This window comes from Pseudomonas sp., assembly GCF_051660785.1.
Lineage (GTDB): Bacteria > Pseudomonadota > Gammaproteobacteria > Pseudomonadales > Pseudomonadaceae > Aquipseudomonas.
On record NZ_JBOFQE010000020.1, the window covers coordinates 38,379 to 55,687 of the forward strand.

Sequence of the window (17,309 nt, forward strand, 5' to 3'; positions counted from 1 at the left end):
TATCTGGGGCGCAGAACCTGTGGGAGCGAGCCTGCTCGCGATCAGGGAGTGTCAGTCGACATTAACGTTGTCTGACATACCGCCATCGCGAGCAGGCTCGCTCCCACAGGGGATGTGTTGGACTCTCGGGCATTGGCAGGCAGTTGCTCTTATTGTTGTTCCGTCATGGCGACTTGAGCCGGCCGCTGCTCAAGCCCTACGAACGGAGCCTTTGCCCATACAACCTTGCCTCCCACCATGGTCAGCAACACCTTATTACGCGCCAATTCATCCTCAGGCACCTGCATGAAGTTCTTGTCCAGCACGATCAGGTCGGCGAACTTGCCCACTTCGACCGAGCCAACCACCGCCTCCAGTTTCAACTGCTCGGCGGCGTTGATGGTGATGGTGCGCAGCACCTCCGTGCGCGACAGTGCCGGGTCGTCATTCAACCTGCCGGCATACTTGGGGCCGTAGCTGTGAGGGTTCTGCGGATCACCTGAGCGGGTGACGCCGATCTTCAGCGCGAGGAATTCGTCGAGCGGATCGACGGGCCAGTCGCTGCCATACGCCACGCGGCCGCCGGCACGGGCGATGCTGCCCGACGGCTCCATGCGGGCAAAACGCTGGGCACCCAGGTGCTCGTTGGTGCCGTCGATGGTGGACGGTGCCTGCTGGGCCCACTGGAAGGACATGTTCGCAGTCACGTCGAGTGCCTTGAAGCGCGGATAGTCGGCCGGGTCCACGGACTCGTTGTGCGTAATGGCCGGGCGGAAACCATTGCCGGGCAATTGCTGACGCACGTATTCGATGCCGTTCAACGAGTCGCGCACCGCGCGGTCTCCGGTGGCGTGCAGGTGCGGATCGAGGCCCGCCTGCACGGCTTGCAACAGCAACGGCTTGAGCACTTGCGGCGGGAAGTACAGCTCACCGACATTCTTGCCCGCTGTCCATTTTGGCGCCTTATCGGTTCCGGCATTGTGCAAGTACGGCGTCAACATCGCCCCGGTGTCCGCCGGCGCATTGATGATGCCGTCCATGAACAATTTGACGTGGCGCATGCTCACGCCCGGCGCGGGTTTGGCTTCGCCCTGATCGTAAGTCGTGGCCAATGCCTTGGCGTCGGCGATGGTTTTTGTCGGGTCCGCCGCAGCGGCGGCCGGGTCCAGTTTGATCGCCAGCAATGCCCGGGCCGTCAGCTCGCCCGACTGCTGCAGACTGGTCAAGGCTTTGCCAATCTCGGGGCTCGACATTGCATCAAAGAAACTGGTGATGCCTTGCTCACGCATCGCGTCCAGCGCCGCTCGGGTCTGATTGAGTTTTTCGGCATCGGTGGCGGGCGGCACCACAGCGGCCATGGCATCGGCCGCGCCGTCTTCGCAGATGCCGTTGGGGTTGCCGGCGCTGTCACGCACGTATTTGCCATCGCCCGGATTGGCAGTGTTTTTGTTAATGCCGGCCACGGCCAGGCCTCGGGAGTTGACCAGCACGGTATGGAAGTCGGTGGAACGAACCTGGATCGGGCGATTGGTCTTGAGCGCGTCCAGCGTCGATTTGTCCGGGTCGCCGTCGAGCCCATCCATGCCCATGCGATCCCAGCTGCCGACTTCGAGCCAGACATCGGGGCCCTTGTCCTTGTCGGCGTCCAGACAGGCTTGAATGGTTTCCTGGAAAACCTTGCGCGTCATGGTCTGGTACTTCAAGTCGCACAAGGTCATGGCGCGGCCACCGTCCCCGGGGTGCATGTGTGCGTCGATGAAGCCTGGCATCAGCATGCGCCCGGCCAGATCGATCAGCTGGGTCTGCTGGCCGATGTACGAGGAAACCCCTTCATCGCTACCGACATAGACGATCTTTCCGCCCGCCACGGCAATCGCCTGCTGCACGGAATTCTGGCCATCGACGGTGTAGACATAGCCGTTGCGCATCACCATGTCGGCGGGCGTCGTGCCTTGGGTCTGGCACCCCACGAGCGCCATGCTGGAAACTGCCGTGGTCGTCGCAACCGCGATAAACAGCCTGGAAAATTTCAACTGCCTCACCTCTGTTTTTATAGTTTTGGAAGTGGCCCGGACAGACTGCCGCGCAAGCCCCTGATATGCAGGGCATACCCTATAGAGCGGCGCGGCCTGCGGGACCTCCACAAATGAGGAGGGGCAACAAAAATAGCCCAGCAACAATTTCCTCCTGTAGGAGTGAGCCCTGTGGCGAGGGGATCATTCCTAGAGGGGGGGTGAGCATTTCGTTGGGGAGATTGGAGGAGTTAATCGCGGCGCGTGGCGTCCCGCAGGACAGAACCCAGCTCGACCTTGCTTTTCACGCCAAGCTGCAAGTAGCAGTTGCGCAGATAAGTGCGCACTGTCGCCGGGCTGAGGGTCAGGATTTTGGCGATCTCTTTGTAGGAATGACCGGCAGCAAACAGCATCGCCGCCGTCCGCTCCCTTGGCGCAAGGACTGCTGCGCGTGACTGAGCTTCGAGCGACAGAATCACATGCTCCGCGTTCGGGCTCAGGGTCAGCGCACAACGGCCCAGACGCATCACGCACGGGGCCTTTGGCAGTTGCGCGATCACCTCGGCCGGCAGCATCGAACCGCTCCACCCGGGCAACTCGCGCTGAATGGCGGCGCAAAGGCTCGCGCCCACGTACAGCAGACTGCCGTCCATGCGCGCCACCCCGAAGTCGGTCGCACCATTGCCGGTGTCGATGCGGATCATGTCTTGCACCTGGAACCGCCACAGCTGCAACAGGTGGTCGCAGAAGGCCGAAAACAACGCGGCCTCGCTGTCGCTGAAGGCCGGTGCATCAACGCCACGGTAAAGACACACGAAAAACATCAAGCCGCTTTCGGGCAACTCGAAAGTGATGCACATCGGGTGATAGAGATCGTGGCGCCGAGCGAACGCCTCCACCGCTTCATCGGGGTCAGTGAAGCCGCTTTCGCGCACGACCTCACCGGGCTGGCTCAAGGTGTCATGGGAGAATTTGTCGCGGTCCGCGCTTTTGTGCCATTCGGCGGCAAACGATTCGGGCAGGTTGATGCGCCCGTGCATCCAGCTCTTGGGAGGTGCGTTGCCGGCTGACGCGGACATCTCGCCCCACCACGCTGACGCAAAGGGCACCAGTGGGCGGAACGCTTGCAGGCCTTCGGCGATGAACTGCGAAGCGCCGCGCTCCCGAGCCAGCCGCCCCAAGTGGAGCACGCACCGATTGAACGCTTTCAGCGTTGCCATCGACGGCGTTGCGCCGACTTCATCACCCTCCTCCATCGTTCTGATCCTGTTCGCTGTACGACGTATTTTTTTCGACGATGCCATAGGTGCAGGTGCAGCGCCATTGGCTTTTTCGACACCTGCCATTCATGCGCAAACCGGCAACAGTGTTTGTCCGGCGGGCCGCTTTTTGGGGGAGCCCCAACCGCCTAGCATCGTCTCTACCCGGTGAGTCCGGGTCAACCAAGACAAAAAGGTGAATGACATGAAAGGTTTAAAAATTGCGCTGTTCCTGGCGCTCAGCGGTATAGGGGCACACGCCTTTGCAGACAACGGCCAGTCAACCGCCGAAGCCAGCAAAACACCGATCGAAAGCTACACCTACGGCACCAGCCTGGACATCAAGAAAATCATCACCATGACAGAAATTGCGGATGAGTGCGGACCGGTCCCGGCTCAAATGACCTATGAAGATTCCAAGGGTCAACGCCATGTCCTTCAGTACCAGGTGATGGGCACCGGATGTTCAAATGGTTGAAGCCTGCACGGTGGATGGAGGGTCGACACTCCATGCCTGCAGCGCTTGTAAATCATCTTTTTTTCGCTGAACCGACGATTTTTTCATCCGCGGCCAGCACGTCCGGAATGGAGTGTTTGAGAAACTCCACCCAGGTCTTTATTTTTGCATCGACGAACTTTCGTGACGGATAGATCGCATACAAATTCAGCGCCTCAAGATGATGCTCGGGCAATACCCGCACCAACGTGCCGGCCCGCAGGCCATCGACTGCGGACGCAATCGGCTGGATACCAATCCCCATGCCGTTGGTAATCGCAACGGTCATGCCATCGGCAGTGTTGATGTGGAAAGGTGATAGCGGAACGCTGATGGTCTCCACCCCATCCGGCCCTTCCAACTCCCAGTTTTCCACCGGCATCACCGTATTCACGATTTTCAGACAATCATGTTCGGCGAGTGCGGCCGGGGATTCGGGGTGCCCGCGTTTTTTCAAATACGCTGGCGAGGCGCAGAGGATGCTGTAGGTGATGCCGAGTCGCTGCGCGACGAAGCCTGAATCGGGCAAGTCCCGCGCCAACACAATCGACATGTCATAGCCCTCCTCCAGCAAGTCCGGCAGTCGATTGGTCAGGGTCAAATCAAACATGACCGTCGGGTGCAGCTCTCTGTATCTGGCAACGGCATCGATCACGTAGTGATTACCAATGGCAGCCATGGCATGAATCTTCAGCCGGCCCACAGGCTGGGTGTTCGCCGTGCCCGCTTCCTCATCCGCCTCGCGCATCTCTTCAAGAATCCGCTCACAGCGTTCCAGGTAACGCAGCCCGGCTTCGGTCAGCGCCAGACGGCGGGTCGTGCGGTTGATCAGGCGTGTGCGAAGCCTGGCTTCCAGGCTGGAAACCGCTTTGGAAACGTTGGTCGTGGTGGTGTCCAACACCTCAGCCGCCGCCGTAAAGCTGCCGCTCTGGGCCACAGCCACGAAACAACGCAGGGTCTGGAACACGTCCATCGTTTGCACCTCGGGGGATGGATAAAAGGGACAGCCTTACAAGGCCTAATGCCGATCAGTTAAGGCACAAAACCTGTGGGAGCGAGCCTGCTCGCGATAGCGGACTGGCAGGCAATACACCTGCTGAATGTTATACCGCTATCGCGAGCAGGCTCGCTCCCACAGGGATTGCGGCGTTCAACGACTTAACTGCTAGGCATCAAGTCTTGGAGGGCCGCCCTTCATCATGGGTTACTTCTTGCGCGGAATAAATCCTGGAACACCGGTTTCGACCACCGAGTTGAATCGAATCCGGGTGGTAATGTCGTTCTGTATTTCAACCATGGCCCGTTGCGGCAAGGTCGAAATATCGAAGTTTTCCCGGATATGACTCGGTGTCGCCGATGTGGTCAGGAAAGCCACTCCCCGTTGCACCGACCAGGCCAGCGCCACTTGCGCCGGGGTCTTCTGCACGCGTTGGGCAATCTGGGTGAGCACCGGTTCTTCAAGGACATTGGGCTCCATGCCGTGGCCCAGCGGCGCAAACGCCAGCACGATAATTCCATGCTGCTTACAGAATTCGAGCAGTTCCCATTCCGGCAGGTACGGGTGGGACTCGACTTGCACCACGGCCGGTTTGATCCGCGCCACTTCGACAATCTGTTGCAGCTTTTCCAGGGTGATGTCCGACAAGCCGATCGACTTGCAGCGGCCCTCATCCACCAGGTGTTCCAGCGCCCGCCAGGTCTCAATCAGCGTGATGCCGTCGTCGTAGATCACGTGGTCCTCTGCATCCCTCGGGTCCTGGTTGTCGCCGGGTTGAAAGGCAAACGGCGTGTGGATCAGGTAGCAGTCGATGTAGTCCACTTGGAGGCGTCGGCAACTGGCCTCGAATGCGGGTTCGACGCGCTCCGGACGGTGGTTGGTGTTCCACAGCTTGGTGGTGATGAACAAGTCTTCGCGGCGGACTTTTCCGGCGTCCAGCATTTCCTTGAAGGCCACGCCAACCTGTTCTTCATTGCGATAACGCTCGGCGCAATCGAAATGGCGAAAGCCTGCTTCCAGCGCGTCCTTGACCGCCTGGGTGGTGACACTGAGGTCGCGAAACAGCGTGCCAAATCCAACGGCAGGCAGTTCAGCTGAGCCGTGATTCAGCGCAAATTTCGTGTCACGAAGGTCATCGTTAAAGGGTTCGTAAGTCATGTCTTTTCTCCAATCTCCGGGGTTATTGATACGAAGGTTTCGCTGCTTCGCGGCTGGCAACGCGCTGCTCGAACGCACCGACGGAATTACCGCCGAGCGCCACGTAGAGCTGCACGGTGTCGAGGTATTGCGCGGTTTTCACTTTGATTTGGCCGAGCAACGCCTGCTCATAGGCACGCTCGGCTTCCAGCACTTGAAGAATGCTGTTCTCGCCTTGTGCATAGGCTTGCTGGTTCAAGCGCAAGCTGGTTTCGGCGGCGCGCAGCGCGTCTTCCTGCGCCAGGTTTTGCTCGGCGTCATGGTTGATCGCCTGCAGCGAGTCCGCGACCTGGCCGAACGACTGAATGACAGTTTGCTGGTAGCCAGCGAGCGTCGCCTTGTAGCCGTCGACCGCCGCCTGACGTTCCGCCTTGAGCGTTCCGCCATCAAACAGCGGCCCTGCAATCCCCGCCGCAAACCCCCAAAGCGCGGCGCCGCCATTACCTGAAGCGGCCTGAGCCAACGACGCGGACAACGTGACGCGTGGGTAGAGATTGGCAGTGGCGATGCCAACGGCCGCGCTGGCCATGTGCAGTTCAGCCTCGGCTTGCAGGACGTCCGGCCGGCCGTGGGCCATTTCCGAAGGCACGCTGACGGGCACATTGGCCGGCAATGTGAACTCGGCAAAATCGAAGTCCGGCGCAATCCAGTCAGCCGGGCCTTTGCCCGTCAGAATCGACAACGCGTGGCGTGCCGCATCGCGCTGTTGAGCGAGGGGCGGCAGCAACGTACGGTCCTGGGCGAGCCGGGTTTGCGCCAGGGAAACGTCGATCTGCGTGGTGGTGCCGTTGGCGTGTGCCATGCGCACGAGGTCGAGGTTTTTCGCGTCATTGGCCAGCAGCTTCTCGACGGCCGCGATCTGCGCGTTCGCGGAGGCCACCAACAATGCCTGGCTGGCGACATCGCCGGTCAGGGTCAGGTAAGCCGCTTCGTAGCGATGCTTCTGCAGCGCGGCAAACGCTTCTTGCTGTTCGACCGCGCGTTTGTTGCCGCCGAACACGTCAAGATCGAAGCCGACCCGCGGCCCGATTGCATAGAAATTGGAAGTGGAAGGCTCCTTCGCGTTGTGTACCCGCTGGCGGCCTGCCGTCGCACCAAAATCGACTTGCGGATACAGCACACCTTCCGCCGCAGCCACTGAAGACGCGGCTTGGCGAATGGTTGCGTCCGCCGCCACGAGTTCAAGATTGCCCTCAATGGCGCGACGCACCACGTTGTTGAGCTTCGGCGACTGGAAGGCTGTCCACCAGTCACCGCGGACTTTTTTACCGAGTTCGATGCGCTGTTCGCCAGGCGTGTTACCGCCCTGGCCGAGGCGCTGCTCGGCCTGTTGATCGTAATGCTGCGACAGGCTCGGCGCGGGCATTTGATAGTCGGGGCCGACGGTGCAAGCGGTCAGGAATACCAGCGCCGACACCGCCCCGAAGGTGGTTTTGAACAGCTGTTTGTTGAGGAAGCGCGCATTGGATTTCATTGGGCAAACTCCACGAAAACTAGTTGGTCGGAACGGGCTTGCGAAGAAAGACAACCAGTGGGCTCACCACCAGCATCGCCACCATCAAAATCTTGAATTGGTCGACCACCGCGATAAACGCCGCCTGGTGGGTGACCATGTGGTTGAGCTCCGCCAGGGCTTGCAGGGACATCGGCCCGACGCGGTATGGCGTCAGATTGCTGACCAGCGCCATGTGCATCGCTTGCGTGTTGTTGAAGAAATACAGCTGCACAATTGCCACGCCCAGGGTGCTGCCGTACACACGGGACAGATTGAACAGACCGGTGCCTTCGGGGCGTAACGTCGGGTCAAGCGTGCTGAATGCGACCTTGGTCAGCGACGGCATCAAGATGCCGATACCAATGCCCTGAATCGCGCCGGCCACTGCCACGGGCGACCAGTCCATCAATGGCGAATAACCGAGCATCAGCCAGTTGGCATAAATCACCACGGCAACGCCTGCTGCCACGAACAGTCGACGGTCGAAACGCTCGGGCACACGGTTCATCAGCAGGAATGCACCGACCAGCCCGATACCACGCGGGATGGTCAGGGAACCGGTGGTGTCCGGCGGGTAGCCGAGAATCTCGTCGAGCATCGGCGAGGTCAGGGCCATGGTCGACAGCAGCACAAAACCGACGGCGAAAAAGATGATCGTCGACAGCACAAAGTTGCGGTCGTTGAACAAGCGCTTGTTGAGGAAATGCGCCTTCGCGGTCAGCACGTGCACAGCGAACAGGTAAAACCCCAACGCGCAGCCGATTGCTTCGAGCCAGATCTCGGTCGACGCAAACCAGTCCAGGCGCTCACCGCGATCGAGCAACATTTGCAGGCTGATCAACCCCAGCGTGAAGCTGCCGAAGCCGAAGAAATCGAACGACGGCCGCTTCTCGGCTTTCTTCTCGTTCAGCAACAGCGCCATCACAAGGAAGATGAATGCTGACAGCGGAACGCTTATGTAGAAGATGGGGCGCCAGTCGAAATGCTCGCCGATCCACCCGCCAAGACTCGGGCCGCTGACGATGCCGAACAGCACGATGGCGGTCCAGGTTATGCCGAATTTTGCGCGCTTCTCGAGGGGCAATGTCTCCAGTGAAATCGCCATCGACAGCGGCGCCAGCACGCCGCTCGCCAAGCCCTGGATGATGCGTGCACCGATGAATTCCAGCGGCGTCGTTGCCTGGGTGGAGAGCAGCAAGCCAAGGACGAAAATGGCCAGCGCGGTTTGATAGACAAACTTCAGGCCAAAACGCCCGGCGAGCCATTGCGCAATCGGCATGGTGATGGCGCTGGCCGCCAGGTACGAGGTGAAAATCCACCCCGCCTGGTCGTCGGTCATCGACAGGCTGCCCTGAATCAATCTGAGTACGGCATTCGGAAGCGGCAGGTTCGCCGACTGCATATACGTCGCGAGCAGCGCGGCGAACCTTAACGTTCCCGCACCTTGAGGTCCGGCAAGGTTGGCGTTCATCAGAAGTTACCTGCGGTCAATAATGCCTTGAGCGGGTGCCACCAGGGCGTGTGATAGCCGGTATCAACCTTGACCGTGGCGCTGGTGCCCGAGAACAGCGGCAATGCAGGATCGGCTTCATCGAGTTCGAGCCGCACCGGTACGCGCTGCACGACTTTCACCCAGTTGCCGGTGGCATTTTCCGGCGGCAACAGGGCGAAGTCCGACCCGGCACCCGGGCTCATGCTGGTCACGTGGGCTTTGAAAACGTGATCAGGATAGGTATCGATACTAACCGTCGCGGCCTGGCCGGGACGCATGTGGGTGACGTCGGTTTCGCGGAAATTGGCCTCTACCCAGATCTCGCGATCGGACAGCAGGGCAAAGGCAGGCGCGCCGTTGTTGACGAAGTTGCCGACTTGCAGATCGTCGACCTTGGCCACGATGCCATCGTCTGGCGCATACACCGTTGCGTACGAAAGGTAGAGCTGCGCCTCGTCGAGCTGAGCCCTGGCTTCGCGAACCGTCGGATGGGTATCGGCGTCGATGTTCGGATTGCCGTTCAGGGCAACGACGGTGCTGGCGATCTGTTGTTCGACCGACGCAACCCGTTGCCGCGCCACTTTGAGGTCGGTGTCGGCGCGTTCGTAAATGGCGCGGGAGACGAACTCGGTCGCGACCAACGCCTTCTTGCGGGCGAATTCCCGTTGATCGAAATCAGCCGACTCTTTGGCCGATTGCAGTTCCGCCTGCTGCTGGCGGTAACTGGCCTTGAGTCCATCGATACGCAAACGCGCCACGCTCAACTGGGCTTCTGCGCGGTTAACGGCGATCTGCAACGGTTTCGGGTCGATGCGAAACAGCACCTGGCCCTTGTGAACCTGCTGATTGTCCTCGACGGCGATGTCGACCACTTGCCCGGAAACCCGCGCGTTGATCGATGCCTTGGCCACCCGGGCGTAGGCGTTGTCGGTCGAGACAATGGCGATGCCTGCCTGATAGCGAGCAAAGCAAACCGCGGCGAAAATCAGCGGCAAACCGACAATCAGGAACGGCCGCAGTGTCTGTTTGAACGGCTTTTTGATGGGCGTATCGCCAAGGTTCGGTGCTGGGTGCTCGAAGCTTTGCGAAGCCGGGATGCCGAACTGTTTAGTCATGATCGAATACACCTTTAACCGGGAAATCGGGCCGGCTAAAAATGCGGCGGCCCCGACGTCAAGAGTTGCTGTGAGGAATCAAGCCCGAGCACGGTCTGGAGGATCGCTCCGCCGCACCTGTTTCGTCGCAGCAACACTCAGTTCGAGCTCCGCTTCAACAAACCGTAAACCAAGGAATTTCTGGTTCCTTAATTTTGTGCGATGGTGTAAGAATATATCCACGCAAACCCTCCAGCAAGGTTTTTATACGACATGGCACAAAAAAAGATCACAGAGGCAAAAGGCCGCGGCCGCCCTCGCGCTTACGACCCGCAGACAGCGTTGCAGCAAGCGCTTGGTGTGTTTTGGAATACCGGTTATTCCGGCGCGTCGCTGGACAGCATCGCCACCGCAGCGGGCATGAATCGCCCCAGCCTCTATGCGGCATTCGGCGACAAACACGCGCTCTACATAAAAGCGCTTGAGCAATATTGGGAATTTGCAGCGGCGGCGATGCGTGAGGCGCTGACGGACAACACCCTGACCTTGCGCGATGCGCTGATGCGGTTCTACGAAGGGCAGTTGTCCATTTACTTCTCGGGCGACGGCCAACCGCGCGGCTGCTTTGCGATCGGCACGGCAACCACCGAAGCGGTCGAGGATTCGGAAATTCGCGACGTGCTGTCAGACCGGCTCAGCAGGCTCGATGCCGATCTGGAGACGCGTCTGCGAACAGCCATCGATTCCGGCGAGCTGAAAGGCGATGTCGACGCAGCCGCCCTCGCCGTCCTCGCGTCCTCCTTGCTGCACAGCCTTGCGATACGTGCGCGGGCAGGCAAATCCCGAGAAGAATTGACGGAGCTGACACGCAATGCGGTCGGTGTGATTTGCGGTGCGTGAAGGACTTGAAGACATTCTGGCTGAACATCTGTCGGTGATTTTTTGCGGCATCAACCCGGGCATGACGGCCGCCGCACAAGGGCACCACTTTGCCGGCAGAGGCAATCGTTTCTGGCGCACGCTGCATCTTGCGGGCTTCACGCCTGAACAGGTGCACCCGGAAAACGACCGGACGATCTTGAATTATCAGTGCGGATTAACCGCCGTGGTGGATCGGCCCACGGCGCGAGCAGATCAGCTATCGCTACAGGAATTTACCGCCGCTGCGGCGAACTTTGAACAGAAGATCGCCCGTTATGCGCCGCGCTATGTCGCGTTTCTTGGTAAGGCGGCATACAGCGCGTTATCCGGAAAGCGAGAAATCGCCTGGGGGCTTCAATCAAAAACCTTCGGCAATGTCCAGGTTTGGGTCCTGCCCAATCCGAGTGGGCGCAATCTCGCGTTCACTCTCGATCAACTGGTTAGCGCGTACCGGCAACTCTGGAGCGCAGTGAATCAGGTTTCGATCACCGAAACTTGCGTTTATCGGCCTTAGGCTAAGCTAAGAGCAGCTTATTGCACACGATGCTCGCGTCTGCAGGTTTTGGGTTGTTCTGGAGAGCGTCTGCAACAGCTATTTCAGACAGGCCCAACCATTTCACGCAGGACTACGTGATGACCGAGCCCCTCCTCAGTTTTGATCAACTCAAGCGTGCTGCCACCTCCGGCGAAATTGATACTGTTCTTGTTTGCATGGTCGACATGCAAGGCCGACTGGTCGGCAAGCGCTTCCAGGTCGAGTTTTTCATCGACAGCGGCCATGAAGAAACGCACTGCTGCAATTACCTGCTGGCCGACGACATCGACATGGAACCCGTGCCGGGGTACGCCGCTGCCAGTTGGAGCAAGGGCTATGGCGACTTTGTCCTCAAGCCCGACATGTCGACGTTGCGGCGAGTGCCCTGGCTCGAGTGCACGGCGCTGGTGCTGTGCGACGTGCTCGACCATCACCATCGACGCGACCTGCCGCACAGCCCGCGGGCGATCCTGAAAAAGCAGATCGAGCGACTGCGCGAACGCGGCTACACCGGCATGTTCGCCTCGGAACTTGAGTTCTATCTGTTCGACGAAAGCTACGAAGCCATCCACGAGCGCAACTACCACAAGCCAAAAACCGCCGGCCACTACATCGAAGATTACAACATCCTCCAGACCACCCGCGAGGAGCCGGTGCTGCGGGCGATTCGCAAGCATCTGCAGGCCTCCGGCATTCCCGTGGAAAACTCCAAGGGTGAATGGGGCCCGGGCCAGGAAGAAATCAACATCCGTTACGCCGACGCGCTGACCATGGCCGACCATCACGTCATCATCAAACACGCCTGCAAAGAGATCGCGCAGCTGCAGGGCAAGGCGATCACGTTCATGGCCAAATGGCGGTATGACGCCGCCGGGTCCAGCAGCCATATCCACAATTCGCTGTGGGACAAAAACGCCAAGAAGCCGCTGTTCTTCGACGCCAAGGCCGAGTTCGGCATGTCGAAACTGATGCGCGCCTGGGTGGCCGGGCAGCTGAAATACGCCAACGACATCACCTGCTTTCTCGCGCCCTATATCAATTCCTACAAGCGTTTTCAGGCCGGCACGTTTGCGCCGACCCGGGCGGTCTGGAGTCGCGACAATCGCACCGCAGGCTTTCGTCTGTGCGCAGAAAGCAGCAAATCCATCCGCATCGAATGCCGCATCGGCGGTGCTGACCTCAACCCTTATCTGGCCTTCGCGGCGTTGATCGCTGCGGGGCTGGCCGGTATCGACGAAAAGCTCAACCTCGTGCCGCCCTTTGAAGGCGATGCCTACGTCGACGAACACTTGCCGGAAGTGTCGAAGACCTTGCGCGAAGCCAGCGCCGCACTCCAGAACTCGACGATGCTGCGCGAAGCGTTCGGTGATGAAGTCATCGACCACTACGTGCACACCGCCGAGTGGGAGCAGAAAGAGTACGACCGGCGAATCACCGACTGGGAACTGCAGCGCGGTTTCGAGCGCTATTGAGACCGCCATCATGACTGCAACGATTCAACTCATTTCACCGGTCGATGGCCGGGTTTATGCCGAACGTCGCTGTGCCGATGCCTCGCAGATCGAGCAGGCGTTGGTGGCTGCCGCAACGGCCCAGACGCAATGGAAACGCCGACCACTGAGTGAGCGCGCCGCGTTTTGCAGCGCGGCGGTGGACGCGATGCTGGCCATGAAGGACGAAATCGTCCCGGAACTGGCCTGGCAGATGGGCCGCCCGGTGCGCTTTGGCGCGGGCGAACTGCGCGGTTTCGAAGAGCGCGCCCGGCACATGATCGCCATTGCACCTGAAGCGTTGGCAGCCGTTGAGCCCAGGCCTGTCGCTGGTTTTCGACGGCAGATCAAACGGGAACCGCTCGGTACGGTGCTGGTCGTCGCACCTTGGAATTATCCGTATCTGACGGCGGTGAATACGATCATTCCGGCACTGATGGCCGGCAACAGCGTCATCCTCAAACACGCGTCGCAGACACTGCTGGTGGGCGAACGGTTCGCCGAAGCATTTCGCCGCGCCAATCTGCCAGAAGGACTGTTCCTGAACCTGCTGCTCGATCACCGCCAGACCGGTGAGATCATCGCCTCCGGCCGTGTGCACCAGGTGAACTTCACCGGTTCAGTCGACGCCGGCAAGGCCATGGAAACTGCCGCTACGGGTCGCTTCCTCGGCGTGGGCCTGGAACTCGGCGGCAAAGACCCGGCTTACGTTCGCGCCGACGCCAACCTCGATCACGCGGTGGAAAACCTGGTGGACGGCAGCTTGTTCAATTCCGGGCAAAGTTGCTGCGCCATCGAACGGATCTATGTCGATGCAAAAGTCTACCCGGCGTTTGTCGAGCGATTCGTCGCACTGACGAATCAATACGTGCTCGGCAATCCACTGGATGAAGCCACCACGCTCGGCCCGCTGGTGAATCCCGGCGCGGCTGAATTCGTCCGTGGACAGATTGCCGATGCGCTGGCAAAAGGCGCCAAAGCATTGATCGATCCTAAGGCCTTTGCCTTCGATGCGCCGGGCAGCGCCTACCTCGCGCCGCAAGTGCTGGTCGACGTGACTCATGAAATGTCGGTGATGCGCGAGGAAAGCTTCGGCCCGGTGGTCGGCATCATGCCGGTGACCGGCGACGACGAAGCCATCGCCTTGATGAACGATAGCGAATTCGGGCTCAGCGCTTCCATCTGGACGCAAGACCTCGCCGCCGCCGAACGCCTGGGCAACGAGATCGACACCGGCACCGTGTTCATGAACCGCTGCGATTACCTGGACCCGGCACTGGCCTGGACCGGCGTGAAAAACAGCGGGCGCGGCGTGACGCTGTCGCGCCTGGGATATGAACATCTGACCCGAGCCAAATCCTTCCATTTGCGCCATGAGATCTGAGCCATGAGCCTGACCGGAAACTGGAACTACCCCACGAGCATTCGCTTCGGTGTCGGCCGCATCAGCGAGCTGGCCGAGGTCTGTCGCAGCCAGGGTATCCAGCGACCGTTGCTGGTCACCGACAGCGGCCTGGCGCGCGCGCCGATCACCACAGCCGCGGTCGACGCCTTGCGCGCGGCCGGCCTTGGCGTCGCGCTGTTTTGCGACCTCAAGCCCAACCCGGTTGAAGCCAACCTCGCGGGCGGGCTCGATGCCTGGCGCGCCGGCAAGCACGATGGCGTGGTCGCCTTCGGCGGTGGCAGCGGCCTGGACATGGGCAAACTCATCGCCTTCATGAGCGGCCAGACCCGGCCGGTCTGGGATTTCGAAGACATCGGCGACTACTGGACACGCGCCGACGAAAGCCAGATCGCCCCGGTTATCGCGGTGCCGACAACCGCAGGCACGGGTTCTGAAGTGGGCCGTGCAGCGGTGATCATCGACGAGCTCACCCACACCAAACGCATCATCTTCCACCCGAAAATGATGCCCCGCGTGGTCATCAGCGACCCGGCTCTGACCGTCGGCATGCCGGCAAAAGTCACCGCCGGCACCGGCATGGATGCATTGGCGCACTGCCTGGAAGCCTACTGCGCGCCAGGTTTTCACCCGCTGGCCGATGGCATCGCGGTAGAAGGCATCCGTCTGGTGGCCAGCGCTCTGGTGCGGGCCGTCCACACGCCCTCCGACCTCGATGCTCGCGCGCAAATGCTCGCCGCCGCCGCGATGGGCGCCACTGCATTTCAAAAAGGCCTGGGCGGCATGCACGCCCTTTCGCATCCGGTCGGCGCGCTGTACGACACCCATCACGGCATGACCAACGCCACCTTCATGCCCTACGTTTTGAAGTTCAATCGCCCGGCCATCGAAGAACGCATCACGCGTCTGGCGGCGTATTTGCGTCTGCCCTCGCCCGGCTTCGACAGCTTTCTGGCCTTCATTCTCAAGCTGCGCAAGGACATCGGCGTGCCGCACACGCTGGTCGAACTGGGCGTGGATGATCGGCAAGCGGATCTGATCGCGGACATGGCGATTGTCGATCCGTCTGCCGGCGGCAACCCGTTGCCATTGACCCGGGCCGGAGCGGCACAGATTTTCGACGCGGCGTATCACGGCCGTATTTAGAGCAGTTGTCTGTCCAGACATAAGGCATGGACAGGTTGTACCGGTTGGAAAAGGAGCAGTACGACAAGGGGTTGAAAGCCAGGCCATCCGGGACCCGGGTGGATGCGTATCAAAACCTGAAGGGGCACACAACATGAATCCAGCAAGTCAGCCCGGCACGAGCGCGCCGCAAGACGATGACGTCAAGGTGCTGCACAGCATGGGCTACGCCCAGCAGCTCTCGCGACGCATGGGCGTTTTCTCCAACTTTGCCATTTCCTTTTCGATCATCTGCATCCTCTCGGGTGGCATCAACTCACTCGCCCAGGGTACCTCCGGCGCGGGCGGCGCGGCCATCGGCATCGGCTGGCCCATCGGCTGCCTGATCTCCGGGGTCTTTGCCATGGCCATGGCGCAGATCTCCTCCGCCTACCCCACCGCTGGCGGCCTCTATCACTGGGGCTCGATTCTCGGCAACCGCTTCACCGGCTGGCTGACGGCCTGGTTCAACCTGCTGGGGCTGGTGACCGTGCTTGGCGCGATCAACGTCGGCACTTATTACTTCTTTTTCGGCGCCTTCGGACCGGCACTGGGCATGGAAGACACCACCACGACACGGGTGATTTTCCTCGCGATCCTGACCGGCCTGCAGGCCTTGTGTAACCACCTGGGCATCGGCCTGACCGCGAAGCTCACCGACTTCTCGGGCTACCTGATCTTCGCCACGGCACTGGCGCTGACCATCGTCTGCCTGATCTCGGCACCCAGCTATGAGTTCGCCCGGTTATGGACCTTCGGCAACTACTCCGGCGAAGCGGGCGGCAGCGTCTGGCCACAAGTCTCCAACGGCTGGATCTTCATGCTCGGCCTGCTCTTGCCGATCTACACCATCACCGGTTACGACGCCTCCGCGCACACCTCGGAAGAGACCCGCAACGCCGCCATGTCCGTGCCGCGCGGCATGGTCATGTCGGTGGTCTGGTCGCTGCTGTTCGGCTGGGTCATGCTCAGCTCCTTCGTGCTGATGCTGCCAAGCATGGACGAGGCCGCGAGCCACGGCTGGACCGTGTTCTTCTGGGCGATGGACACCCAAGTGAACCCGACGGTAAAAACCGCGCTGTACGTGGCCATTTTCATCTCGCAATTCCTCTGCGGCCTGGCGACCGTAACCTCGGTCTCACGGATGATCTTCGCCTTCTCCCGCGACGGCGGCCTGCCCTTCTCCAAAGCACTGGCCTCAGTCTCGCCAACCCTGCGCAGCCCGGTGGCGGCGATCTGGACCGGCGCCACCCTCGCGGTGTTGTTCGTGTGGGGATCGTCGGTGATCTCGATCGGCGAAACGCCGGTCTACACCATCGTGGTTTCCTGCACCGTGATCTTCCTGTTCTTCTCCTTCGTCATCCCCATCGTGCTCGGCCTGTTTGCCTACGGCACATCGAAGTGGCCGACCATGGGACCGTGGAACATGGGCCGCTTCTGGTACACCGTGTTCGCCCTCCTCTCGATCCTCTCGATGGTGATCATCTTCATCATTGGCATCCAGCCACCGAACGATTGGGCGCTGTACATCACCATCGGCTTCCTGGTGCTGACGGCCATCGTCTGGTTCGGCTTCGAAGCCCGCCGCTTCCAGGGCCCGCCGATGGGTGATTTGATCGTCAAGCGCCAGGCTGAAATTGCTGCGGCGGAAGAGGCACTAAACAAACGCGCCGGAGGTTGATCCAAGCAGTTAGCCGTAACGCGGTCTTTGTAGCAGCTGGTGAAGCCTGCGTTCGGCTGCGCAGCAGTCGTAAATCCTAAGCATGCGGTCTCCCT

At 60.6% G+C, this 17,309-nt stretch carries 14 protein-coding genes; 7 read left to right on the forward strand and 7 right to left on the reverse strand.

Annotated features, from left to right (window positions below):
- Positions 1–149: 149 nt before the first annotated feature.
- Positions 150–2,012: an amidohydrolase gene (locus tag ACRC4F_RS05020; RefSeq protein ID WP_438658352.1), complete on the reverse strand. Its 1,863-nt coding sequence runs from the start codon at positions 2,010–2,012 to the stop codon at positions 150–152.
- Positions 2,013–2,242: 230 nt separating this feature from the next.
- Positions 2,243–3,247 (reverse strand): helix-turn-helix transcriptional regulator, encoded by a 1,005-nt coding sequence (locus tag ACRC4F_RS05025; RefSeq protein WP_438658353.1) that lies wholly within the window; start codon positions 3,245–3,247, stop codon positions 2,243–2,245.
- Positions 3,248–3,455: 208 nt separating this feature from the next.
- Here ACRC4F_RS05025 and ACRC4F_RS05030 point away from each other — a divergent pair, with 208 nt between their 5' ends.
- Complete coding sequence (locus ACRC4F_RS05030; RefSeq protein ID WP_438658354.1) at positions 3,456–3,728, forward strand: DUF2790 domain-containing protein; 273 nt, start codon at positions 3,456–3,458, stop codon at positions 3,726–3,728.
- Positions 3,729–3,780: 52 nt separating this feature from the next.
- On the opposite strand, the gene ACRC4F_RS05035 is transcribed toward ACRC4F_RS05030, so the two are convergent.
- From ACRC4F_RS05035 to ACRC4F_RS05055, 5 genes are all read right to left on the reverse strand, one after another.
- Positions 3,781–4,719 (reverse strand): LysR family transcriptional regulator, encoded by a 939-nt coding sequence (locus tag ACRC4F_RS05035; protein WP_438658355.1) that lies wholly within the window; start codon positions 4,717–4,719, stop codon positions 3,781–3,783.
- A 231-nt stretch (positions 4,720–4,950) separates the two neighbouring features.
- Complete coding sequence (locus ACRC4F_RS05040) at positions 4,951–5,901, reverse strand: aldo/keto reductase (RefSeq protein WP_438658356.1); 951 nt, start codon at positions 5,899–5,901, stop codon at positions 4,951–4,953.
- A 22-nt stretch (positions 5,902–5,923) separates the two neighbouring features.
- Positions 5,924–7,414, reverse strand: coding sequence for an efflux transporter outer membrane subunit (locus ACRC4F_RS05045; RefSeq protein WP_438658357.1), 1,491 nt, complete (start codon positions 7,412–7,414; stop codon positions 5,924–5,926).
- A gap of 19 nt (positions 7,415–7,433) precedes the next feature.
- Positions 7,434–8,906: a DHA2 family efflux MFS transporter permease subunit gene (locus tag ACRC4F_RS05050; protein WP_438658358.1), complete on the reverse strand. Its 1,473-nt coding sequence runs from the start codon at positions 8,904–8,906 to the stop codon at positions 7,434–7,436.
- Entirely contained in the window at positions 8,906–10,042 is a 1,137-nt protein-coding gene (locus ACRC4F_RS05055; RefSeq protein WP_438658359.1) for an HlyD family secretion protein, read from the reverse strand. The genes ACRC4F_RS05050 and ACRC4F_RS05055 overlap by 1 nt, the downstream gene beginning before the upstream one ends.
- A 252-nt stretch (positions 10,043–10,294) precedes the next feature.
- Here ACRC4F_RS05055 and ACRC4F_RS05060 point away from each other — a divergent pair, with 252 nt between their 5' ends.
- The 6 genes from ACRC4F_RS05060 to ACRC4F_RS05085 all read left to right on the forward strand — a co-directional run bounded on the left by ACRC4F_RS05060 (position 10,295) and on the right by ACRC4F_RS05085 (position 17,214).
- The gene (locus ACRC4F_RS05060; protein ID WP_438658360.1) at positions 10,295–10,921 is read left to right on the forward strand and encodes a TetR/AcrR family transcriptional regulator; all 627 of its coding nucleotides are present in this window, start codon (positions 10,295–10,297) and stop codon (positions 10,919–10,921) included.
- Positions 10,914–11,456 (forward strand): G/U mismatch-specific DNA glycosylase, encoded by a 543-nt coding sequence (gene mug, locus ACRC4F_RS05065; RefSeq protein WP_438658361.1) that lies wholly within the window; start codon positions 10,914–10,916, stop codon positions 11,454–11,456. Before ACRC4F_RS05060 ends, mug begins: the two co-directional genes overlap by 8 nt.
- Positions 11,457–11,575: 119 nt before the next feature.
- Positions 11,576–12,949, forward strand: coding sequence for a glutamine synthetase family protein (locus ACRC4F_RS05070; protein ID WP_438658362.1), 1,374 nt, complete (start codon positions 11,576–11,578; stop codon positions 12,947–12,949).
- A gap of 10 nt (positions 12,950–12,959) precedes the next feature.
- Positions 12,960–14,351: an aldehyde dehydrogenase family protein gene (locus ACRC4F_RS05075; protein WP_438658363.1), complete on the forward strand. Its 1,392-nt coding sequence runs from the start codon at positions 12,960–12,962 to the stop codon at positions 14,349–14,351.
- A 3-nt stretch (positions 14,352–14,354) separates the two neighbouring features.
- Complete coding sequence (locus ACRC4F_RS05080; RefSeq protein WP_438658364.1) at positions 14,355–15,515, forward strand: iron-containing alcohol dehydrogenase; 1,161 nt, start codon at positions 14,355–14,357, stop codon at positions 15,513–15,515.
- A 133-nt stretch (positions 15,516–15,648) separates the two neighbouring features.
- Positions 15,649–17,214, forward strand: coding sequence for an amino acid permease (locus ACRC4F_RS05085; protein ID WP_438658365.1), 1,566 nt, complete (start codon positions 15,649–15,651; stop codon positions 17,212–17,214).
- Positions 17,215–17,309: the final 95 nt, after the last annotated feature.